General features: G+C 50.8%; 14 protein-coding genes and 8 pseudogenes. 11 read left to right on the forward strand and 11 right to left on the reverse strand.

Features of this window, described 5'->3' with window-relative positions; genetic code table 11:
- Positions 1-21 precede the first annotated feature (21 nt).
- Positions 22-927, forward strand: coding sequence for a 3-hydroxyacyl-CoA dehydrogenase NAD-binding domain-containing protein (locus ABDK09_16640; protein XAW88679.1), 906 nt, complete (start codon positions 22-24; stop codon positions 925-927).
- Here ABDK09_16640 and ABDK09_16645 read toward each other — a convergent pair whose 3' ends face one another.
- Positions 928-1,353: an IclR family transcriptional regulator C-terminal domain-containing protein gene (locus tag ABDK09_16645; protein XAW88680.1), complete on the reverse strand. Its 426-nt coding sequence runs from the start codon at positions 1,351-1,353 to the stop codon at positions 928-930. It lies immediately after the preceding gene.
- Positions 1,307-1,699: a helix-turn-helix domain-containing protein gene (locus tag ABDK09_16650; GenBank protein XAW88681.1), complete on the reverse strand. Its 393-nt coding sequence runs from the start codon at positions 1,697-1,699 to the stop codon at positions 1,307-1,309. The genes ABDK09_16645 and ABDK09_16650 overlap by 47 nt, the downstream gene beginning before the upstream one ends.
- Positions 1,700-1,766: 67 nt before the next feature.
- Between ABDK09_16650 and ABDK09_16655 the strand changes: the two genes are divergently transcribed.
- Together ABDK09_16655 and ABDK09_16660 are read left to right on the forward strand one after the other, a co-directional pair.
- On the forward strand, positions 1,767-2,609 hold the full coding sequence (locus ABDK09_16655; protein XAW88682.1) for a hypothetical protein: 843 nt from the start codon (positions 1,767-1,769) through the stop codon (positions 2,607-2,609).
- Between the two features lie 25 nt (positions 2,610-2,634).
- Positions 2,635-3,051 (forward strand): hypothetical protein, encoded by a 417-nt coding sequence (locus ABDK09_16660; protein ID XAW88683.1) that lies wholly within the window; start codon positions 2,635-2,637, stop codon positions 3,049-3,051.
- A 294-nt stretch (positions 3,052-3,345) separates the two neighbouring features.
- Here ABDK09_16660 and ABDK09_16665 read toward each other — a convergent pair.
- The 5 genes and pseudogenes from ABDK09_16665 to ABDK09_16685 form a co-directional block, all read right to left on the reverse strand.
- Positions 3,346-3,764 (reverse strand): annotated as a pseudogene (locus ABDK09_16665) (transposase).
- 404 nt (positions 3,765-4,168) lie between these two features.
- Positions 4,169-5,101, reverse strand: a complete 933-nt coding sequence (locus tag ABDK09_16670; protein ID XAW88684.1) for a class I SAM-dependent methyltransferase — start codon at positions 5,099-5,101, stop codon at positions 4,169-4,171.
- 8 nt (positions 5,102-5,109) lie between these two features.
- Complete coding sequence (locus ABDK09_16675) at positions 5,110-5,805, reverse strand: TIGR01621 family pseudouridine synthase (protein ID XAW88685.1); 696 nt, start codon at positions 5,803-5,805, stop codon at positions 5,110-5,112.
- A gap of 122 nt (positions 5,806-5,927) precedes the next feature.
- Positions 5,928-7,314, reverse strand: a pseudogene (locus ABDK09_16680) (class II fumarate hydratase).
- Between the two features lie 156 nt (positions 7,315-7,470).
- Positions 7,471-8,806 (reverse strand): annotated as a pseudogene (locus tag ABDK09_16685) (sodium-dependent transporter).
- Between the two features lie 342 nt (positions 8,807-9,148).
- On the opposite strand from ABDK09_16685, the pseudogene cls reads away from it, so the two are divergent.
- From cls to ABDK09_16700, 3 genes and pseudogenes are all read left to right on the forward strand, one after another.
- Positions 9,149-10,604 (forward strand): annotated as a pseudogene (gene cls / locus ABDK09_16690) (cardiolipin synthase).
- Positions 10,605-10,784: 180 nt separating this feature from the next.
- Complete coding sequence (locus ABDK09_16695; protein ID XAW88686.1) at positions 10,785-11,990, forward strand: cystathionine beta-lyase; 1,206 nt, start codon at positions 10,785-10,787, stop codon at positions 11,988-11,990.
- A 202-nt stretch (positions 11,991-12,192) separates the two neighbouring features.
- Positions 12,193-13,573, forward strand: a pseudogene (locus tag ABDK09_16700) (IS4 family transposase).
- A 112-nt stretch (positions 13,574-13,685) separates the two neighbouring features.
- Here the strand turns inward: ABDK09_16700 and ABDK09_16705 are convergent.
- The 4 genes from ABDK09_16705 to pspA form a co-directional block, all read right to left on the reverse strand.
- Positions 13,686-14,270 carry a DNA-3-methyladenine glycosylase I gene (locus ABDK09_16705; GenBank protein XAW88687.1) on the reverse strand — a complete coding sequence of 195 codons (585 nt, stop codon included), beginning with the start codon at positions 14,268-14,270 and terminating at the stop codon, positions 13,686-13,688.
- 82 nt (positions 14,271-14,352) lie between these two features.
- Positions 14,353-14,742, reverse strand: a complete 390-nt coding sequence (gene pspC, locus ABDK09_16710; GenBank protein ID XAW88688.1) for an envelope stress response membrane protein PspC — start codon at positions 14,740-14,742, stop codon at positions 14,353-14,355.
- Positions 14,729-14,968: an envelope stress response membrane protein PspB gene (gene pspB, locus ABDK09_16715; protein XAW88689.1), complete on the reverse strand. Its 240-nt coding sequence runs from the start codon at positions 14,966-14,968 to the stop codon at positions 14,729-14,731. The genes pspC and pspB overlap by 14 nt, the downstream gene beginning before the upstream one ends.
- Positions 14,969-14,995: 27 nt before the next feature.
- Positions 14,996-15,658 (reverse strand): phage shock protein PspA, encoded by a 663-nt coding sequence (gene pspA / locus ABDK09_16720; GenBank protein XAW88690.1) that lies wholly within the window; start codon positions 15,656-15,658, stop codon positions 14,996-14,998.
- 233 nt (positions 15,659-15,891) lie between these two features.
- Between pspA and pspF the strand changes: the two are divergent.
- The 5 genes and pseudogenes from pspF to ABDK09_16745 all read left to right on the forward strand — a co-directional run bounded on the left by pspF (position 15,892) and on the right by ABDK09_16745 (position 21,576).
- A pseudogene (gene pspF, locus ABDK09_16725) lies at positions 15,892-16,930 on the forward strand (phage shock protein operon transcriptional activator).
- Positions 16,931-17,126: 196 nt separating this feature from the next.
- Positions 17,127-18,750 (forward strand): annotated as a pseudogene (sapA, locus tag ABDK09_16730) (ABC transporter substrate-binding protein SapA).
- Positions 18,750-19,712 carry an ABC transporter permease subunit gene (locus ABDK09_16735; protein ID XAW88691.1) on the forward strand — a complete coding sequence of 321 codons (963 nt, stop codon included), beginning with the start codon at positions 18,750-18,752 and terminating at the stop codon, positions 19,710-19,712. The pseudogene sapA and the gene ABDK09_16735 overlap by 1 nt, the downstream one beginning before the upstream one ends.
- Positions 19,699-20,586, forward strand: coding sequence for an ABC transporter permease subunit (locus tag ABDK09_16740; protein XAW88692.1), 888 nt, complete (start codon positions 19,699-19,701; stop codon positions 20,584-20,586). Before ABDK09_16735 ends, ABDK09_16740 begins: the two co-directional genes overlap by 14 nt.
- Positions 20,586-21,576 (forward strand): annotated as a pseudogene (locus ABDK09_16745) (oligopeptide/dipeptide ABC transporter ATP-binding protein). Before ABDK09_16740 ends, ABDK09_16745 begins: the two are co-directional and overlap by 1 nt.
- The last annotated feature ends 1 nt before the right edge of the window (position 21,577 follow it).

The raw sequence follows: 21,577 nt of genomic DNA on the forward strand, positions 1-21,577 counted from the left end.
AATTAATTAAGGGGCTGTAACATGAAGTATATTGAAGATGTGATCATCGTGGGGGCTGGAATCATGGGGGCCAGTATTGCCAAACTGTGCCTGGAAAATGGTAAGAATACCCATCTGGTCGATATTTCGGCGTCCGCATTAGAACAGGCAAAACAGTCTATTCTGGCGGGGAATCCCGCCAGTTCGACACTCAGTTGCCATCAGGAATTCCCGCAGTGCTCGCAACGGGTGTTTGTCATCGAAGCGGTCCCTGAGAATATGGCGTTAAAGCAGCAACTGCTGGCCATGATTGAAAGCCGTGTAACCGACGATTCCGTCATTATTACCAATACGTCCAGCTTATCGATCGATGACCTGGTCCGTAGCCTGCGCCTACCAAACCGGTTTGCAGGTGTGCACTTTTTTAATCCGGCAGATCTTGTCCCTGGCGTCGAGGTTATTTTACATTCGGCGGCTTGCACGTTTATAGTAGATGAAATCAAACAGTTGCTGACAGAACTCAAAAAAATTCCGGCTCAAGTGAACCACTCAGTGCCTGGTTTTGTGGTAAACAGAGTGCAGCATGCATTGATGCGTGAGTGCTTTTACCTGATTGAACAAGGTATTATTGAACCTGATGAGCTGGATAAATTAATTAAGAGCACGTTAGGGATTCGTCTTGCGGTCAATGGTCCGTGTGTACAACGCGACTTCAATGGATTAGATACTCATCTGTCGATCGCTGAATATATTTATCCGTCGCTATGTCATCATGAATCTCCCCCAGACATGCTGAAAGCATTTGTCGCGCAAGGCAATCTGGGAGTGAAATCATCACAAGGATTTTATACCTGGAACGATGAAACCAGCCGTGAGGCCAAAAGTGAAGAAGCAAAAAAAATACAGCAGTTAAATGCTGTACTTTATTCCTCAAACGGGTCGATTTAATCAGGGTAATGAGGCTGATATCTGCGCAGAAGCCTGTTTTAATATCGGAACGAAAGTACTCACAATGTATTCCGATGAGACCTGACTGACATGGGTACTGATATTTAACGTCAGTTTAACCTGACCTTTTTGGTTAAACACCGGGACAGCCACAGAGCGTAAACCTAATTCCAGCTCTTGATCATTAATGGAATAACCCTGTTGTTTTACGATTTGCAGTTCTTTTAATAAATCGGCCTGACTAGTTAATGTATAAGGCGTAAGCGCTTCAATATTACTGCTTTCAAGAATAGAGATCACCTTCTGCTCTGGTAACTGAGACAGTAATACGCGCCCCATAGACGTCGCATAGGCAGGTAATCTGGCACCGATTTGCAGATTAAACGCCAACAGAGAAACGGACAGGAACCCGGGCAATATACACAATGTCAGTCCCATCTAATACGGCGGCGGAACTGGATTGATGAATTTGTTGCGTGACTTGTTCTAGCTGGCTTGAAATGACACCGCCGACGTCCAGATTGGCAAGATAAGAATACCCAAGTTCCAATACTTTGGGAGTGAGGCTGAACTGACGCCCTTCAACTTTCACATAGCCCAGAGTCTGTAGAGTGAGTAAAAAACGGCGAGCTGACGCACGGGACATATCATTTGCTTCTGCCATTTCGCTCAGGGTCATTGTCATTTTATTGTTCTGAAATGAACGAATGACCGATAATCCTCGAGCCAAAGTGGTCAGAAAATTTTTATCTTTGATTTCCGAATCCGACATACCGCCTCCTTTTTGTTCGAATATCGCACAATAGTTTCGACAAATCAAATGATAAAATAAAAGTTAAATGAAAACAAACAATTCAATCATTACAATTTTGCTGTCCGTCGGTGTTCTGTTATCGGTGAGCCATTTAATTTTTGCAACACCGCTGATTATTGGCAGTGCTTTTATCGCCTGCTCCTTGATTTTTATGTTGCCTCATTTAACCCCTGTTGTTAAATGGCAGGTGTATTCCTTTACCTCAATTGGCGTCATCGGTTTATTGTTCGGGTGGTATCACAACCCATCTATTGACTGGCAACGATCACTGACGATTAATATTCCTTTAATTTGTATTATCCTTGGTGCCTCCATGCTTAAACTGGTGTGTACCCCTTCGCAAAAAAGCCGCCAGTCAGCAGGAAATAAAGGCATTTGGCAAACACTGCTGAGCACACATCTATTCAGTTCAGTGATTAATATTTCCGCCATGTATATCGCGGCAGATTTCTTTTACCGCAGCGCCAAACTGAGTGATGCTCATGTGGCAATATTTTCGCGCGCCTACACCTTAAGTATGCTCTGGTCGCCGATGATGGCAGGAATGGCGATTGCGCTGACCTGGTCGCCACAGGCATCAATTGTTTATCTACTGGTGATGGGTATGTTGCTTGCCATATTGGGGCTATTGTTCACTGCGCGGCATATCACGTACCTTGATGGCGGTCAGATTGATCAGTTTAAAGGCATTTCAATGAGTGTTGCCGATTTAAAGATCCCCGTCTGCCTGACCTTGTTGGTATTACTGTTTAATTATGCGTTGGATATTGATTCGGTACCACTGCTCGTCACCGGGGTCTCTGTCGGTTTCTGTGCTGCTACTGGTCCTGATCCGATATCCCAAAAAAGGGATTTCAATGGTTGCTGAGTATGCCTCCATTCAGTTACCGAGTATGAAAAACGAAATTGCGTTATTTATTGCCGCCGGAATCTTTGCACAAGGGTTGACGACACTAGCCGCCTTGATACTACCGGAACATTTAGATATGACGCTCAATTGGCTCGGTTGCAGTCTGATTATGATATTGGTTACTTTTCTGGCTTACCTGGGAATGCACCCCATCGCCTCAATCGCCGTCATTGGTTCCTGTTTGCAGAGTGCGCAATTCTCCTCAAACACTCTGGCACTAGCCTTCCTAGTAGCCTGGAGCCTGGGCGCTCTGGCCAGCCCCTTTTCCGGCACCACGATGGTGATAACGCAGCGCTATCGAGTACCGATGAAGACACTGCGCGCCAATAATCAGGCCTATTTGCTGTTCTGTTTAAGCTGTTCGGTGGTTTTACTCTACATTTCAGAAACCATCGGATAACCGGGGTAGGTCCTCTAGCAACTCCTACCTTAGTTCTTCTTCTTCTTCTTCTGCTTTTTTAGGAGCGCTGGCATCCTCGACATCTGTGGTCGATGGCATATGCTCCTGAATCAACCACGTCATCAATCAAAATGACATTCCTTCCTATAATGTTGATGTTCTAGTGATACACAATTTCGAGCTATTGTCTCTATCTTCCGGGGCATGCGGGCAAGAGATATAATCCGTATTGATATCAAAAGATAGCTGGCGAGCAATATTAGCCGTAAATAATATTCCGCCAGGGACAATGGTAATTCGATTCATACAGGCTGTTCGTTCTTTAATGTATCCAGAGCGAATTCTACGGATTGCAACAGCTATCTGTGCTTGCTCACTCTTTGGCGAAACAAACCTCATATTAGGCCGAATAACAGCTTCTGCTATTGCATCAGCATCAATGAAGTCGTTCTTGTTCGTTTTGACGTAAGGCTTTACATATTGTGCAGGGAACAGCTTAACTTGATGACCATACTCCTGACATTTTCGAGCACGCCAATGGTACTCACTGCATGACTCCATTACTACGGTGACTAGCTCATGAACCGAGAGTAATTGAAGTGTTTTCTGTCTGGTTAATTTTTGCGGAAAGTCTCTCGACCTGATAAATCGTGGCCGACAAAATGAAAAACATGTTTTGCTAAGTCGATGCCGATAATATATGTGTTTAGCATGATGGTCAGCTTTTCCCTTTCCTCAATACTATCGAGTTTAGTGGAATGGAGGGCGTACCATCTAATTAGCGAGTTAGGTAAGTTTCTGACACCACTTCGCTAAGGCAAAAAACCACGACGATATATTAGACTCTTGGCGTCGGAACGCCTAAAACCGGCCTGAACAGCGCCAAAGAAATCAAAAAACAACCCCTTTCTGGTTACTCGCTCTTTGTTAATGAGAATGCCAGCAAAGGGTGACTGGCACGCTGACGCTAAGGTCAAAGAAACTGAGAAAGCAAAAGCGTGACATACAACGCCACGAAACTATTAATCCCAGCAAACGGCGCAAAAGCCAATCCCGCTAAACATCACTAAACAAAAACAAAAAAGACGCGACATAAGCCGCGCCATTTCCCCCACCCTTAACTAAACACCAACGCCTTCAGCGCTGATTCACTATCAATATCAGCGAACTCCGGCGGGTTATCCAGTCGGTACTGGAAGGTCAGTTGCGGTGCTTCGGCCTGCATGCCTTCGATTAAGAACTCGCTGCTCACCATCGGTGAGTTGACGCAAGCCAGTACTTCACCGTTCGGGTTGAGCAGTTCCGGCAGGCGGCGCAGGATCTTGGCGTAGTCCTTGGTCAGCGCGAAGCTGCCTTTCTGGAATGACGGCGGATCGATAATCACCAGATCGTACGGGCCGTATTTCTTAATCTTGCCCCAGCTTCTGAAAATATCATGCCCCAGGAAGCTGACCTGATTCAGGTTATGATCATTAAGCTTGTGGTTTTCCCGCCCTTTCGACAACGAGCCCTTGGCCATATCTACATTGACGACGCCATCGGCCCCGCCAGCAATCGCGGCCACAGAAAAGCCGCAAGTGTAAGCAAACAGGTTAAGTACTTTTTTGTGTTTGGCGTGTTCACGTACCCAGTCACGGCCGTAGCGCATATCCAGAAACAAGCCTGAGTTCTGGTTGCGGCCGATATCAAGCTGGAATTTAAGGCCATTTTCTTCCACCACAGGGCGCGTATCGAGCTCGCCGACCAGCACTTGTGACGGCGCGCCATCGGCATAGCGATGTTGCAGCACGATACACAAACCGCCCTTCTCCGCCCACAGCGGTGAAGCCGCCAGTTCAGTCAGCCCCTGTACCAGAACTGCAAGAAACTCATCTTCAACCGGTTTAAACAGGCTGACGACCATCTGGCCCTGCAGCCAGTCACAAGTCAGTTGCTCCAAATCCGGCCAACGCTGACCACGGCCATGGAACAGACGGCGCACTTCATTAGGCACCTGAGACAGCTGCGCGGTAAGTTCTGAAAAAAATTGAGGTAAAGCAGATGTTTGCATACGTTTAATTACTTTTTCACGGTTGGCCAGCTCAGTGACCAGGGTTCAAGCCAGGCATCAATGCCCTGGCTGACAATAGCGCTGTGCCATTTTTCGCCCAGCGCGCTGTGTTGACGCGGATCGCATACCCAGCTGTAGACTTCGCCCTGATAGGGAAAACGCAGCGCAAAGGCATGCAGATAGCCGCGGTCGGCACTGCTGCTTGTATTGTAAATCGGGTCGCCGACAATGGCGGAACCGACCGATTTCAACGCCACCCGAATCTGGTGGGTTTTGCCGGTGTGCGGCTTACACAAGAATAAGCGCTCACCCGGTTCAGCGGCAGCGGAAAAGAACTGAGTCACCGCCGGATTGGTTTGGGTCGGCATCAGCTTCCACGCCGAACGGCGCGAGCGTTCCATATCACCGCTCACCAGGCCCTGTTTCTTCTTCGGCTTTTTACTGCCCAGCGCCAGATAAAATTTTTCCACCGCCCGGTCGGCAAACGCTTTGGACAACTCAGATGCCGCACCGGCATTGCGCGCCAGCAGCAAAATACCTGAGGTCATTTTGTCGAGACGATGTACCAGATAAAGCTGGCTGTCGCCGCTCTGTTGACCCACTTCCTGCAGCAACATGGTGTCGCCGTCATCCTTATGTACAGACACGTCAGGATGCTTGTTGATGATCAGAAAATCAGCATGACTATAGAGAATATCGAACATACGGCCTCACAAAAATGGACCGCCATTATACTCAAGTGACGCCAAAGGTCAGCAAACTCTCGCTTACGCGGCGTCGGCTGACCGATATTTGTCCATTGGCGGCGGTCCGGGCAGTCCGCGCGCTATTCGACGATGCCGCCTTTCACCAGCAGTGCAGGGTCGAGCAAGTGCTCCAGTTCTTCCCGGCTTAACTCTGTCAGCTCTTCAGCCACATCAATCACCGGCCGCCCCTGGCGGTAAGCCTGTTTCGCTATCTCGGCCGCTTTGAGATAACCGATCACCGGGTTGAGCGCGGTGACCAGAATCGGGTTTTTAGCCAGCGCCACTTCCAGATTATCTTCCCGCACCGTAAAGCCCACTATCGCTTTATCAGCCAGTGCGATGGCCGAGTTTCGCCAGCAATTCAATGCTCTCCAGGATATTGTGCGCAATCACCGGCAGCATCACATTGAGCTGAAAGTTACCCGCCTGCCCTGCCACAGTAATCGTGGTGTCATTGCCGATCACCTGCGCGCAGGCCATTGCCACAGCCTCCGGGATCACCGGGTTGACTTTGCCCGGCATGATGGAGGAACCGGGCTGCAGCGCTGGCAGTTCAATCTCGCCCAATCCGGCCAGCGGGCCGGAGTTCATCCAGCGCAGGTCATTGGCCATTTTCATCAGCGCGACCGCGGTGGTTTTTAGTTGACCGGACAAAGCCACGGTCGCGTCCTGACTGCTGAGGTTAAAGAAGAAATTGTCGCTGGAGACAAAATCAATCCGGGTCGCGCGCGACAGGTTTTCGGCAAACGCTTCAGCAAATTGCGGGTCGGCGTTAATGCCGGTTCCGACCGCAGTACCACCCTGAGCCAGTGCCGTCAGCGCCGGCAGCGTCTGTTCAATCGCATGACTGGCATGCTCTATCTGCGCCTGCCAGCCGCCGAGCTCCTGCTCGAAGGTTATCGGCATCGCATCCATCAGGTGGGTACGCCCGGTTTTCACCACATGCGCCAGTTGCTGCTTTTTATTGGCCAGCACCGAGATGAGATGGGACAGTGACGGTAATAAATGATGTTCTATCTGAATCGCGCAGCTGAGCTGAATCGCAGTCGGAACCACGTCATTGCTGCTTTGGCCCATATTCACATGATCGTTCGGGCTGACCACCTGCCCCGACAGCCGCGAGGCGAGCGTGGCCAGCACTTCGTTCATATTCATATTAGAACTGGTACCGGAACCGGTCTGGAACACATCGATCGGGAACTGGTCGAGATGTTGACCTTCAATGATCTGCCTGGCGGCCTGTTGCACCGCGTCAGCAATATCCTGGTCGAGTAAATCGAGTTGGGCATTGGTCATCGCCGCCGCCTGTTTGATGCGCCCCAGCGCCTGAATAAAGGCTTTCGGCATCTGATGCCGGCTGATGGCAAAATTGTCTACTGCTCGCTGAGTCTGAGCCTGGTATAAGGCATCTTTGGGTACCTTAACTTCTCCCATACTGTCTTTTTCAATCCGGTACATAGTGTCCATTTCAGGCTCCTCATTCTGGTTACTGCCGGCAGGTTGTTGGCAACCTACGCCTTGAGGATAGCAGATACAAAAAAGCCACCGGCGGACGCAGGTGGCTTTTTTTATTAAAGATTTGTCTCAGCCCAATCCAATCGCTCCGATTGGCTGCTTAGCTTATCAGGCAAAAAAGACCAGCAGCATCAGTACCGGACAAACCAGGCGCACGTACAGTGGCCAGATTTTCCAGAACCAGCTGTTTCTCAATCTCAGGGCAGCCCTGCTTCAGCTCGGTCAGAATCTGGTTACGGTTCCAGATCCAGCCCACAATCAGCGTGATCAGCAGCGCAATGATTGGCTGCGAGTAAACCGTGGTGAACTGGATTACCAAGCCGAACAGGCTGGAGAAGTTCATCACAATCACAGCAGAAATCACAGTGACCAGACCACCAATCCACAGTACCGCGGTGCGGCGGCTCTGTTTCAGCTCTTCTGTCGCACAGGCTACCGGCACTTCCAGCATTGAAATTGAAGACGTCAGGGCCGCGATGATCATCAGCAGGAAGAAGACGACGCCAATAATCGCACCGGCAGAACCCATGGTATCGAACATCGCCGGCAGTACGGTGAACACCAGTGTATCTGAGTTGAGCAGCTCGCCTGAGTCAGAGAAAATCTCAACTCCGTTGTGTTTGGCAACAAACATCGCTGGCAGAATCATCAGGCCGGCAATAAAGGCAACACCGGTATCAATCAGGGCGACCTGCGCTGCGGTTTTTGGCAGATTAGTGTCTTTTTTCAGGTAAGAGCCGTAGGTGGTCATCACGCACACACCGAGTGACAGCGAGAAGAATGCCTGACCCATTGCGCTCACAACCAGTTGCGGTGTCAGATGAGAGAAGTCCGGTACCAGGTACATTTTCAGACCTTCAACCGCACCATCCTGCGTGAAGATGTAGATAGTCAGCAGACCAAACAGAACGAACAGCAGCGGCATCAGGCGGGTTGACCATTTTTCAATACCGTCAGCCACACCGTTGCGTACCACGAACATGGTCAGCGCCATAAACAGCACCATCAGGATCAGGTTACGTTCCGTGCTGAAGGTAGTCAGCCAGTGACCGGCGCTCTTCATTCCGATCAGATCCAGACCGCTGCTGAAGAAAGAGCCGACCAGCCAGCCGGCAACAATCGCGTAGAAGCTCAGGATCAGGGAAACGACGATCATACCGCCGATACCGAGTAAAATGGCGCCCAGTTTGCCTTTCGGCCACGCTGCACGGAACGAGCGAATCGGGTTGGACTGGCCATAACGACCAATAGTCAGCTCCGCCACCAGCATCGGAAATGCCAGCAAAAAGACCATCAACAGGTAAACGATCAAAAAGACCGCGCCACCATTACTCGCTGCCTGGGTCGGGAAACCCCAAACGTTACCCAGGCCCACTGCCGAGCCCGCAGCGGCCATAATAAAGCCGAACCGCGATGTAAATTGACCTCGAGAACTACTCGCCATTTTTTCTGTACCAATATGTTGTGTTTGTCAGTGCGGTGTCCAAAAGTGGGTGTACAAAAATATTTACACACATTTAAAAATAGAGTGACACCAAGGTTGTGGCAAGTAGAACAGTTTGAGAATAAAATTGGAAGCCCGAACAGTATATTTTTCGGACTATAGCCGCATTTATCAGACTATCTGATGAGTTTTTAACCTCCCCTTCCTTATATAACACTAGAATCACACTCAATTAACAAACTTTTCTGTTATCTTGGTTTCATATTGTTTTTGTTCATTTTCTTTTCACGCTTATGCTTTCAATTTACTATCCGGACAACTGTTTTTGAGTATACTTAGTGCATGGATAAGGTTTATCACTTCTTAACTCTGGCTGGCATCGCGCTGTACTGGTTTCTGGTTGCGGGTGTCTCACTCAGAGTGGTCTTAAAAAGACGCGCCGTCAGTGTTTCTCTTTCCTGGCTGATGGTGATCTACATTCTTCCGATCGTCGGAGTGCTGTGCTATTTCCTGTTCGGTGAACTGAACCTGGGGCGCAAACGTGCTGAGCGCGCCAAAGAGATGTTTAAGCCGTTCGGTCACTGGTTCCGCTCGCTTAATGATTGCCAGGCGCACCGACCGGACGGTATGGGTGCCCACATCTATAAGATTGACGAGCTGTGTAATCACCGGATGGGCATTCCTGCGTTGAGCGGCAATACCCTGTCGCTGCAAAATTCGCCCAACGAGATTCTTCACTCCATCATTGATGATATAAAGCAAGCGCAGCACAGCATTCGCATGGTGTTTTATATCTGGCATCCGGGCGGCCTGGCCGACTCGGTTGCCTCCGCTCTGATCCAGGCTGCAAAGCGAGGCGTGGATGTTAAACTGCTGCTCGACTCTGCCGGCAGTCCGCGCTTTTTCCGCAGTCACTGGCTGACCATGATGCAGGATGCCGGTATTCATGTTGTTCAGGCGCTGGAAGTAAGCCCATGGCGTATTTTTCTGCGCCGCCTCGATCTGCGCCAGCACCGTAAGATCATCGTCATCGATGATGAAGTGGCCTATACCGGCTCAATGAACATGGTCGATCCGGCCTATTTCAAACAAAATTCCGGCGTCGGCCAGTGGATTGACATTATGGTGCGCGTTACCGGCCCTTCGGTGAACGTGCTGTCAGCGATCCACTGCTGGGACTGGGAAGTCGAGACCGGCGAACGTAATCTGCCTAATATTCCGGAATGCCGGATTGATACCAGTTTCCCGCATCATCCGGTTCAGGTCGTACCATCCGGCCCCGGCATGCCAGAGCATTTGATTTCCCAGGTACTGACACTGGCGATTAACCAGGCCAATGAATCGGTGTGTATTACCACGCCCTATTTTGTCCCGAGTGCCGATCTGCTGGCGATGCTGAAAATGACCGCTCAGCGCGGCATTAAGGTCGATCTCGTGATCCCGCATAAGAATGACTCTGTGATGGTCAAGTGGGCCTCGCGTGCATTTTACGGCGAGTTACTTGAGGCCGGTGTAGTGATTCATGAGTTTTCCGGTGGCCTGCTACACACCAAATCGGTGGTCATTGACCGTCAATTCTGCCTGGTCGGAACGGTTAACCTCGACATGCGCAGCTTATGGCTCAATTTTGAAGTGACTCTGGCGGTGGATGACCAAGAGTTTACCCAGCAGCTGTACTGGCAGCAGCAAAGTTATATTGAGCAGTCGACTCAGGTGGATTATCAGGAGTGGGAACAGCGTTTCCCTCGGTCACCGCTTTTTAGAGCGGCTTTTCTACCTGTTCAACCCGCTGCTGTAGACTCTGTTGAACTGCGGCTTACACGTCTGTTTTGGTCAGGCTTGCGGGCTCTGCGACTGAAACAAGCCCTCATCGCCCTATCCGGCGCACGATGAGGGCTTTTTTGTTGTATTAGGCTTGCATTGACCTACAGCTCCATGTTTTAAATAGAGCATTCAAATTTCCAGACAAGGATCGTAAATGTCAGAAGGCAACAAGACCAAACTTATCACCGCCGGCCGTAGTAAAAAATGGACCCAAGGTGTGGTCAACCCACCCGTACAACGTGCTTCGACAGTCGTATTCGATACGGTAGCTGAAAAAAATCACGCCACGATTAACCGTGCTAACAAAACTCTGTTTTACGGACGTCGCGGTACTACGACTCACTTTGCGTTTCAGGAAGCGATGACAGAAGTGGAAGGCGGAGCCGGGTGCGCGCTGTACCCTTGTGGCACCGCAGCCATCAGTAACACCATCCTCTCTTTTGTGGAATCCGGCGATCATATTCTGATGGTGGATACCTGTTACGAACCAACGCGTGATTTTTGTGACAAGATCCTGAAGAAATTCGGCGTAGAAACCACCTACTACGAACCAACCATTGGTGAAGGCATCCGTGACCTGATCCAGCCTAATACCAAGATCCTGTTTACCGAATCTCCGGGTTCCATCACCATGGAGGTACAGGACGTACCGACTCTGGCTCGCATCGCTCATGAGCAGGATATCATTGTCATGCTTGACAACACCTGGGGTGCCGGCGTGAACTTTTCACCGTTTGAGCACGGCGTCGACATTTCAATTCAGGCCGCGACGAAATACATCGTCGGTCACTCAGATGTGATGCTCGGTACTGCGGTTGCCAGCGAGAAATACTGGGATCAACTGCGCGAACAGAGCTACCTGATGGGCCAGTGTGTCTCACCGGATGATGCATACTTAGGTCTGCGCGGTATTCGTACTTTGGATGTGCGTCTGCGTCAGCACGCGGAAAGCAGCCTCAAAGTGGCGAAGTGGCTTGAGCAGCGTCCGGAAGTGGACCATGTACGTCACCCGGCACTGGAAAGCTGCCCGGGCCATGAATTCTTCAAACGCGACTTTACCGGCGGTAACGGCCTGTTCTCGTTTGTGCTCAAAACCAGTAACCCGCGTGCAACCACTGCCCTGCTGGACGGTATGCAGCACTTCAGCATGGGTTACTCCTGGGGCGGCTTTGAAAGCCTGATCCTGGCCAACGAGCCAAAGAGCTTTAACAGCCTGCGCACCGTCGCGAATCCGAACTTCAGCGGCACACTGGTCCGTATTCACATCGGTCTGGAAGACGTCGACGATTTGATTGCCGATCTGGAACAAGGTCTGGCGCGCTACAATGCGGTGATTCTTGAGCAGGAAGCCACTGCCTGAGATAAACCTGATGGCTTATAAACCTGATTGTTTAATAAAACTGATGGCTTAAGCGCTGGCACGTGATAAGCACCTGATACAGCAAAGCCCTGCAAACGCCTGTCTTTCCTACACAAATCCCTCGATGAAAGTTGAGGGATTTTTTTTTGAATTTTTGTCGATTTTTATGATCTCAACAAAAAACAAAGTGTTGAGGTAAAGTATGGTGTTTTTAACAGATGCAGAGCAATGGGCGACTGAGACTTTTTCACAAGCTAATCTCGGAGATCTTAGACGAACCAAACGTTTAGTTAAACTCACCGCATCTCTTGCTAATCACGTAGGGCAGTCTATTGTGCAATCTTTAAAATCTCCTTCTGACATTGAAGCCGCTTACCGTTTTACCCGCAATCACGCTATTGACTCTCAATCGATTGCAGAAGCAGGCTTTGCCGCAACGGCCGAACTGGCTCAATCTTATGACTGTCTACTGGCTTTGGAAGATACAACCTCACTGGACTTTACCCATCGAAACCGTCAGGGATGAAATGGGATATACCACCTCTAGGAAAAGCGCCAAAGGCATGCATGCTCACTCCGTGTTGCTGTTTGCTCCCGAGGAGAAGCAGGTTGTGGGGTTGATTGAGCAGGAGCGCTGGATAAGGGACATGAGCTTATATGGAAAGAAAGCTCAGCGAGGTAACCGAGCCTATGAAGAGAAGGAAAGCTTTAAATGGGAACGTGCGTCGAGAGCCATGGAAAAACGTCTCGGCTCAGTGATAGACAAGGTTATCTCCGTCTGTGACAGAGAAGCCGACATCATTGAATACCTGACCTATAAAATGACCAACCGACAACGCTTTGTCGTCCGATCGATGCAAAGCCGGTGCATCGAAGAGAGTACAGACAAGCTGTACTCATTTAGTGATGCCTTACAGCCCGCAGATGAAAGAAAAGTTCAGGTTAAGCAACGAGGAGGACGTAAAGCTCGAGAGGCTATCTGCGAAGTTCGATATGCCCCAATCACCATCAAAATGCCAGCAAACAAACGAGGTGAACCCGTCTCATTGTACTATGTGGGCTGTCAGGAAACGAATCACGAGCAGGCCCTTTGCTGGCATATTCTCACGTCAGAGCCAGTGTTGAGTAAAGAGGATGCTAAGCGTATCTTGGATTACTATGAAAAACGCTGGTTGATTGAGGAGTTCCACAAAGCCTGGAAAAGCGGAGGAACACAGGTTGAGGAGCTCCGTATGCAAAATAAAGAGAATTTAGAAAAGATGGTCGTCATCCTAGCGTTCATAGCCGTTCGTGTTCATCAACTGCGTTATCTTGGTCTGAACAAAAAAGAAGCGGAAAAACAGAGTTGTGAAACGCTCTTGAGTCCGGTTGCTTGGAAGCTACTTTGGTCAAAACAGGAAAAGACGCGCCCCCCTAAAAGAGCACCAAGTGTGTACTGGGCATACATCAATCTCGGCAAGCTCGCGGGATGGTATGACTCGAAACGTAATGGTCGTGTGGGCTGGGAGCGGTTATGGGAAGGATGGTTCTTATTACAAACCATCCTTGAAGGTTATCTGTTAGCCAAGTCTCTTGACCTATGAGATGTGATCAAGAGACAGGCAAACGCAGGGCTTTTTTGATGGCTCAAATAATGAATCAGTTCAAATAATGAATCAGTTCAAAGCCATTGCGAAGATGACTTGTATCAGGTGACTACTTGCGCGGGCATCCTTGCAGATGATCATTGACCATGCCCATTGCCTGCATAAACGAGTAGCAGATGGTTTCTCCCACGAATTTAAACCCGCGCTTTTTCAGAAAGCGGCTCATGGCACGCGATTGTTCGGTGGAAACCGGCACTTCATCCATCGTCGTCCAGTGATTCACCAGCGGCTGATGATCAACAAACTGCCACAGCGCTTGATCCAGCGAGCCAAATTCCTGCTGCAAGGCTAATGCAGCGCGCGCGTTGGAAAACACCGAAGCAATTTTGCCTCGATGCTTAACCACATCAAACTGACTGATGATTGGCTCGACCCGCTCTTCGCCATACTGCGCCAGACGCTCAATATCGTACTCGTCAAACGCCTGACGATAGCCTTCGCGTTTGCGCAGTATGGTAATCCAGCTCAATCCGGCCTGCGCGCCTTCCAGAGTCAGAAACTCGAATAACACCGTATCATCATGCACAGGTTTACCCCATTCGGCGTCATGATATTCGCGCTCAAGCGGATGCTTCATCGCCCAGGCGCAGGTGGTGTCGGTTTGAGGCTGGCGGTTATTGTCAGCTAAGGTCATGCTTCCTGCCTTGTTCACTGTATGACTTATTCACTGTATAGCTTATTCACTGTATACATCGTTATCGCTATCAATCGCTGAGCTATAAATTACGGAACTCGCGATTGACCTTAAAGGCATCGGAAGTCACGTAGGCTTCCATACGTCGTACCCGCAACTCTGCGTCACTGAGATCATCGTGCAGTGTCTGCAGCAGCTCCTGCGCTGTTTTACCCTGCTCCCAGGGTGAGCTTTTCAGTGTATGTGACTGCTGGCTGCGCAGAGTATCACGATACTGCTGCGGCTGTTTCTCCAGCATCAGTGTCAGCGCGATATAGGCAATCAGCACTAACGCAAACGCCCCCAGCAAGGACACCGTGATCACCACAATCCTGACCACCCAGACTTCCAGGCCAAAATAGTCAGCCAGCCCGGCACACACACCGCTTATTTTGCCGTTGACGGGATCACGATACAGTTCACGACCTATCATACTGACCTCTCCAGTTGGGCGATTCGGCATCCAGGATTCGCTCCAGTGTATTGATGCGCTCTTGCAGCCCTTTTGCCTTGTCGGACAGCCCCTGCAGCGCTTCGTAATCTTCCTGCGACAAACCGTTGGCCGCTTTACGCTTGCTGCGGTAATGCAGCAGCAGCCACAGCGGTGCCACAAAAATCAAAAAGACGACCAGCGGTCCTGCCAGAAAAAATGTGGCCATAGTACGCTCCTGATTAATCCACTGAGATTATTGGTTTTTATTCATATCTTGTTTGAGTTTTGCCAGCTCTTGTTCAATTTCATCCTGAGCCTGCAGCTCGGCAAATTCCTGATCAAGCGACTTGCCTGACTGAGCGTACAGATCCGCTTCAGCTTCCAGTTCATCCACTTTACGTGAGTACTGCTCAAATTTAGCCATTGCCTCATCGGTGCGGCTGGTATGCAGATGACGTTGTACATCACGGCGATGCCCGGCGGTCTGACTGCGGATCGCCAGCGCCTGCTGTTTGGCACGGGTTTCTGTGATCTTGCTTTCCAGCTTGGTGATTTCACCGGTCAGCTTATCAATCGTCTCTTCCACCAGGGTCTGCTCAGTATGCAACCCTTTCAATACATTGTGCAATTTCTGTTTCTCGATCAGTGCGCCACGAGCCAGATCCTCACGCTGTTTGTTCAGAGCCAGGGTTGCTTTGGCCTGCCAGTCTTCAATCTGCTGCTCCAGTGCTTCCACTTTGCGCGCCAGTTCTTTTTTATCCGCAATGGCTTTGGCTGAATTGGTGCGAACCTCAACCAGGGTATCTTCCATCTCCTGGATGATGAGACGAATCATTTTTTCCGGATCTTCAGCTTTATCCAATAGTGCGCTGATGTTGGAATTCACAATATCTGCGAAACGCGAAAAGATGCCCATAATGTCACTCCTTCTGATGAACTCTGCATTTGGCGCGGGCGATAACCTCACCGCCGGGTTTATCGAAGGGTTCCAAGAAGCGTGCCAATAATCAGGCCTTTATTTTTCAGGCGCTTAGTTTGAATAGTGGCACGTTCTTCACTATGCTGTGAAAGAATTCGCTAACAGTTGGTTAAATTCACCAAGCAGTGTTAAGGAAAGGATGTTGAGGAAAGAATTGTTGAGGAAAGGATATGCCCCATAATTTGATTGGTGAATCACCATCGTTTCTGGCCGTACTGGATAAGGCTTCCCGTCTTGCGCCGATTGAGCGCCCGGTGCTGATCACCGGAGAAACGCGGTACCGGCAAAGAGTTGATAGCCCAGCGCGTGCACTACTTATCACGCCGCTGGGACCAGCCGCTGGTCGCGCTCAACTGCTCAACGCTGAGTGAAGGCTTGATTGATTCGGAACTGTTTGGTCATGAATCCGGCTCATTTACCGGTTCGAAAGGCCGCCATCAGGGCCGCTTTGAACGAGCCGAAGGCGGCACCCTGTTTCTCGACGAACTGGCGACGGCCCCTTTGTCAGTACAGGAAAAGCTGTTGCGGGTTATCGAATATGGCCAGTATGAACGGGTTGGCGGTCATCAGGCGCTGACTGCTAATGTCCGTCTCATCTGCGCCACCAACGCCGACCTGCCACAATTGGCACAGCAAGGCGCATTCCGTGCTGACCTGCTCGACCGTCTGGCCTTTGACGTCATTGCCCTGCCACCGCTGCGTGAGCGGCGCGAAGATATTGAGCTGCTGGCGCAGCATTTCGCTATCCGCATGTGCCGTGAGCTCGCGCTGCCGCTGTTTGTTGGTTTTACGCCGCGCGCTAACCAGGCATTACTTGATTACGCCTGGCCCGGCAACGTGCGTGAACTCAAAAATGTCATTGAGCGTGCCGTCTACCAACATGGTCAGCACGAAGCGCCGATCGACAACCTGATTTTCGACCCGTTCAGCCAGCCCTGGGATAATCCACAGCCGCACGATGTCTCTTCGACCTCAGACTCGTCGCCCCCAGACTCTCCGCCCGCAACATCTTCATCCACTGACACTGCGGCGAGCTTTCCGATGGATTATAAGCAGTGGCAGCAGGATCAGGATAAAGCGATTCTCAACCAGGCGCTGCAGGCGGCCAAGTTTAACCAGCGTCAGGCCGCAGAGCTGCTTGGCTTGAGCTATCATCAATTTCGGGGCATGGTGCGTAAATATCAGTTACTGCAAGACAACCCTGAATAAACAGGCGCTTGCTGAACAACAGGCCTGTCCGATCAATCTTTACGCGGCTTAACCCGGCTAAAGCTGAGTTTTCACTGACAGGGCGCGCTTTTCATAGACACAAGGCATGGTTTCAGCCTACAAACAATGGTAAATTAGCGGGATTTTGAGGCGTTCATGCGCAAGAATCAGCCTCGGTTCTCAACTCAGTTTCATTATGAAAACTTTATTACGACTTACTCTGGGATTATGCGGCATCAGCCTGCTGGCAGGATGTGGTGAGGAAATTGATCATAGTAAAATCCGCGAGAGCGGGTTCGTGTACTGTGGTCAGGGAAGCCCGAGCACATTTAACCCGCAACTGGTCGACAGCGGCATCACATCTGAAGCGCTCAGCCCTCAGATCTACGATACGCTGATTAAACTCGATCCTGAAACTCACCTGCCGGTTCCGAACATCGCCACCGAATGGGACGTCAACAGCAGTGGTACCGAGTACATCTTCAAACTGCGTGACGGGGTGCAATTCCAGACCACCCGCTGGTTCTCTCCGACCCGCACGCTGACGGCCGAGGATGTGGTATTCAGTTTCCGCCGTATTATCGACACCACCAATCCTTACCATAACGTTCACAGCGGTGGTTATCCCTGGTTTGCCGGTATCGACTTTTCCAACCTGCTGATCGATGTCCACGCGCTGGACGATCATACGGTCAAATTTACCCTAAGCCGCGCTGACAACAGCTTTTTGTCCAATATTGCTACCACGCACGCCGTGATTCTGTCTGAAGAATACGCCCATCAGCTGGAGATCAAGGACGAAAAATCGATGCTCGACAGTCATCCGGTCGGCACCGGTCCTTTCTATCTGGACGAATTCCAGATGCATGATTTAGTGCGTCTGCGTCGCCATGGCGGTTACTGGAATGGTCCGGCGAATATGGAACAGGTGGTGTTTGATATTTCCCAGCGCGGTACCGGCACTCTGGCCAAATTACTGCGCGATGAGTGTGATGTGCTGAGCTCACCGATTTCGAGCCAGATCCCGATCATTGAAAAACAGCCCAACATCGTTCTGGATCCCAAACCGGCAATGAACGTGGCGTTTATTGCCGTGAATACTTCTCATCCGGGCCTGCGTGATGTTCGGGTACGTAAAGCGCTTAACTTTGCTATCAACCGCCAGAATATTCTTGATTCTGTTTACTATGGCACCGGGAGTATCGCTTACAACATACTGCCACCGACATCGTGGGCTTATAACCGCGATAACGTCCAGGTGCGTTACGATCGTAACTACGCTCTGGCTCTGCTGCGTGAAGCAGGCTTTGAGTCCGGTCTGGAGCTGAGTATGTCAGTGCCGATGGAGCCAAGAGCCTACAACCCGAGCCCGCGTAAAACCGCGGAGCTGATTCAGTCCAACCTGGCTGATATCGGCGTCACCCTGCATCTGGTCCCGGAAGACCGCCTTGACCGCACCGAAACTGGCGGAACGTTCACACATCGATCTGTTCCTGACCGGCTGGAGCGGTGATACCGGTGATCCGGATAACTTCCTGCGTCCGCTGCTCTCATGTGATTCAAACCGTGCCGGGCTGAATGTGGCGATGTGGTGTAATGCCGATTTTGACTTTTTGCTCGATCTGGCGCTGGAAGTAGAACGACCACGCTATCGTTTGAATTTATACCGCCAGGCACAAAATATCTTGAACCAGGAGTTTCCGGTGATCCCGATCGCGCACGGCATGCAGTTTAAAGCATACAACAAAACCCTGACCGGCTTTCGTCTCAGCCCCTTCAGTGTCGAGCCGTTCAATACCGTCGAGAGGGTGTCTGAATAATGCTTAACTACACGCTGCGTCGTTTCAACCTGTTTGTTATTACCCTGCTGATCCTGACCATGGTCGGCTACAGTCTGCTGCGTCTGGAGCCGGACTCAGCCTGGGGCAAACTCGATTTCTGGGCCGGCTGGTCACAATATCTCGGTGAGTTACTCAAACTCAATTTCGGTGTGACCAAAAACGGCATACCGATCGTAACCGAACTGGCTTCGGTGTTTCCGGCCACACTGGAACTGTGCCTGATTGCATTTACTCTTTCACTGTTGGTCGGGATTCCGGTCGGCACCATCGCGGGAATGCGACAAGGTAAATGGATTGATACCGTTATCTCCTTCACCTCCATGTCGGGCTACTCTGCGCCCTTGTTCTGGGTCGCGCTGATCCTGATCATGGTGTTCTCGCTTAATTACGAGCTGCTGCCGGTATCCGGCCGCTACGATTTGCTGTATCAGATTAAACACGTGACCGGTTTTGCCATCATAGATGCGTTTCTGGCTGAAGGCCCTTACCGCAGCTTCGCGCTGCAAAGTGTGATTGAACACATGATTCTGCCTTGTCTGGTCCTGGCTCTGGCGCCGACCACCCAGGTGGTGCGCCTGATGCGGGCCTCAGTGGCTGAAGTCATGACGCAGAACTACATCCGCGCGGCGCGTATCAAGGGTTTGTCGTACTACGAAATCGTTATCCAGCACGTGCTGCGTAACGCAATCCCGCCGATTATTCCCAAATTCGGGGTACAGCTGTCGAGTATGCTGACACTGGCTATCATCACCGAATCGATTTTCAACTGGCCAGGTATCGGCCGCTGGCTGCTCGATGCGTTGTCTAATCAGGACTACGTCTCTATTCAGGCGGGCGTGATTGCCGTTGGTGCACTGGTACTGACCGCCAACATTCTCTCCGATTTGATCGGTGCAATGATCAACCCTCTGGTAAGGAAGGAATGGTATGCTAACAAATAGCGTTTATCAGGAAGAGCATATCCCGACGCAGTTTGAACGCTTCTGGCGCAGTTACAAAGCCAACAATCTGGCGATGTTCGGCCTGTGGTGCCTGATCCTGATCATTCTGATTACTCTGACTTCTTACTGGATCACCCCGCACGACCCGAATATGCAGTCCGGCGAGCTTCTGGTGCCACCGTCATGGGATCCGTCCGGCAGTGTTGAGTACTTTCTCGGTACCGATGATTTAGGCCGTGACATTCTGTCGCGCCTGATTGACGGTTCACGCCTGACATTTGGTGCATCGGTGCTGATTACCCTGCTCGCAACCGTGATCGGATGCGGTATCGGCATTATGGCCGGTATGACCAAAGGGTTGCTGTCGAGTGTACTCAACCACCTGCTTGATACAGTCATGTCGATCCCGACGCTGCTGCTGGCCATCATCTTTGTCGCCTTTCTCGGATTCGGTGAATTCAATATTCTGCTGGCGCTGTGTCTGGCCCTGATTCCGCGCTTTATCCGTTCGCTCTATATCGCGGTGCATAACGAAGTCGAGAAAGATTACGTGATGGCAGCACGCCTGGATGGTGCCAATGACAGTTACCTGCTGTGGCACTCTATTTTCCCTAACATCCTGCCGGTGATCGCCGCAGAAGTCACCATGGCGCTGTCGATTGCCATTCTCGACATTACTGCACTTGGTTTCCTTGGCCTCGGAGCTCAGGCGCCGAGCACGGAATGGGGCGCCATTCTGGGTGATTCAGTCGAGCTGCTCTATCTGGCACCCTGGACGGTCACGTTACCGGGTATCGCCATCATGTATACTGTAATTATGATTAACCTGGTGGGTGAAGGCATCCGTCAGGCACTGAATGCAGGAGTCGAATAATGCCGTTACTTGATATTCGTCACCTGACAATTGAGATTGATACCCCTCAAGGTCTGGTGAAAGCGGTTGACCGCATGAGCATGACCATGAATGAAGGTGAAATTCGTGGCCTGGTGGGTGAATCAGGCTCAGGTAAGAGCCTGGTGGCTAAAGCTATTGTGGGCGTGGGTAAAGAGAACTGGCGCATCACCGCTGACCGGATGCGGCTCGGTAATATTGATTTGCTGCAGTTGACTCCGCGTGAAACGCCGCCGGGTTATAGCTCGTGATGTAGCGATGATTTTTCAGGAACCATCGACCTGTCTCGATCCATCCGACGAGGTGGGCAAACAGTTAATTGAATCTATCCCGTCGCGCACCTTTGAGGGGCGCTGGTGGCAGCGCTTTGCGTGGCGTAAAAAACAGGCGATTGCTCTGTTGCACAAGGTCGGTATTAAAGATCACCGGAGGGTGATGAAAAGCTACCCGTATGAACTGACCGATGGCGAGTGTCAGAAAATCATGATCGCCATGGCTATCGCGGCCAAGCCGAAGCTGCTGATTGCCGACGAACCGACCAACGATTTGGACCCGGTCACTCAGTCGCAGATCCTGCGTCTGCTGAGCCGGATGAACCAACTCAACAACACATCAATTCTGTTGATTGGCCACGATCTGACCACCATCACCCAGTGGGCTAACCGCATCACGGTGATGTATTGCGGCCAGTCGGTGGAATCAGCCAAGACGGAAAGCCTGATGAGTCAGCCCAAGCACCCGTACACGGTCGCACTGCTCAGAGCGATGCCGGATTTCAGTGACTGGATCCCGCATAAGGAAAAATTGCAGTCTCTGCCGGGGTCTATTCCCCCGTTACAGCATTTGCCAATCGGTTGTCGCCTCGGACCACGCTGCCCGTATGCGCAGCGCCAATGTGTTGAAATGCCACAAACACGTTGGGTTAAAACCCATAAATATGCCTGTCACTTCCCGCTGAATATGGAGCAGTAAC

Origin of the sequence: Vibrio sp. CDRSL-10 TSBA (genome assembly GCA_039696685.1) — a bacterium.
GTDB lineage: Bacteria > Pseudomonadota > Gammaproteobacteria > Enterobacterales > Vibrionaceae > Vibrio.

Coding starts and splice junctions, on each gene's coding strand:
- ABDK09_16640 (XAW88679.1), top strand. CDS start 22: ATGAAGTATATTGAAGATGTGATCATCGTGGGGGCTGGAATCATGGGG.
- ABDK09_16670 (XAW88684.1), bottom strand. CDS start 5,101: ATGCAAACATCTGCTTTACCTCAATTTTTTTCAGAACTTACCGCGCAG.
- ABDK09_16695 (XAW88686.1), top strand. CDS start 10,785: ATGTCAGAAGGCAACAAGACCAAACTTATCACCGCCGGCCGTAGTAAA.
- ABDK09_16655 (XAW88682.1), top strand. CDS start 1,767: ATGAAAACAAACAATTCAATCATTACAATTTTGCTGTCCGTCGGTGTT.
- ABDK09_16660 (XAW88683.1), top strand. CDS start 2,635: ATGAAAAACGAAATTGCGTTATTTATTGCCGCCGGAATCTTTGCACAA.
- pspA (XAW88690.1), bottom strand. CDS start 15,658: ATGGGCATCTTTTCGCGTTTCGCAGATATTGTGAATTCCAACATCAGC.
- pspC (XAW88688.1), bottom strand. CDS start 14,742: ATGATAGGTCGTGAACTGTATCGTGATCCCGTCAACGGCAAAATAAGC.
- ABDK09_16675 (XAW88685.1), bottom strand. CDS start 5,805: ATGTTCGATATTCTCTATAGTCATGCTGATTTTCTGATCATCAACAAG.
- ABDK09_16650 (XAW88681.1), bottom strand. CDS start 1,699: ATGTCGGATTCGGAAATCAAAGATAAAAATTTTCTGACCACTTTGGCT.
- ABDK09_16735 (XAW88691.1), top strand. CDS start 18,750: ATGCTTAACTACACGCTGCGTCGTTTCAACCTGTTTGTTATTACCCTG.
- pspB (XAW88689.1), bottom strand. CDS start 14,968: ATGGCCACATTTTTTCTGGCAGGACCGCTGGTCGTCTTTTTGATTTTT.
- ABDK09_16705 (XAW88687.1), bottom strand. CDS start 14,270: ATGACCTTAGCTGACAATAACCGCCAGCCTCAAACCGACACCACCTGC.
- ABDK09_16740 (XAW88692.1), top strand. CDS start 19,699: ATGCTAACAAATAGCGTTTATCAGGAAGAGCATATCCCGACGCAGTTT.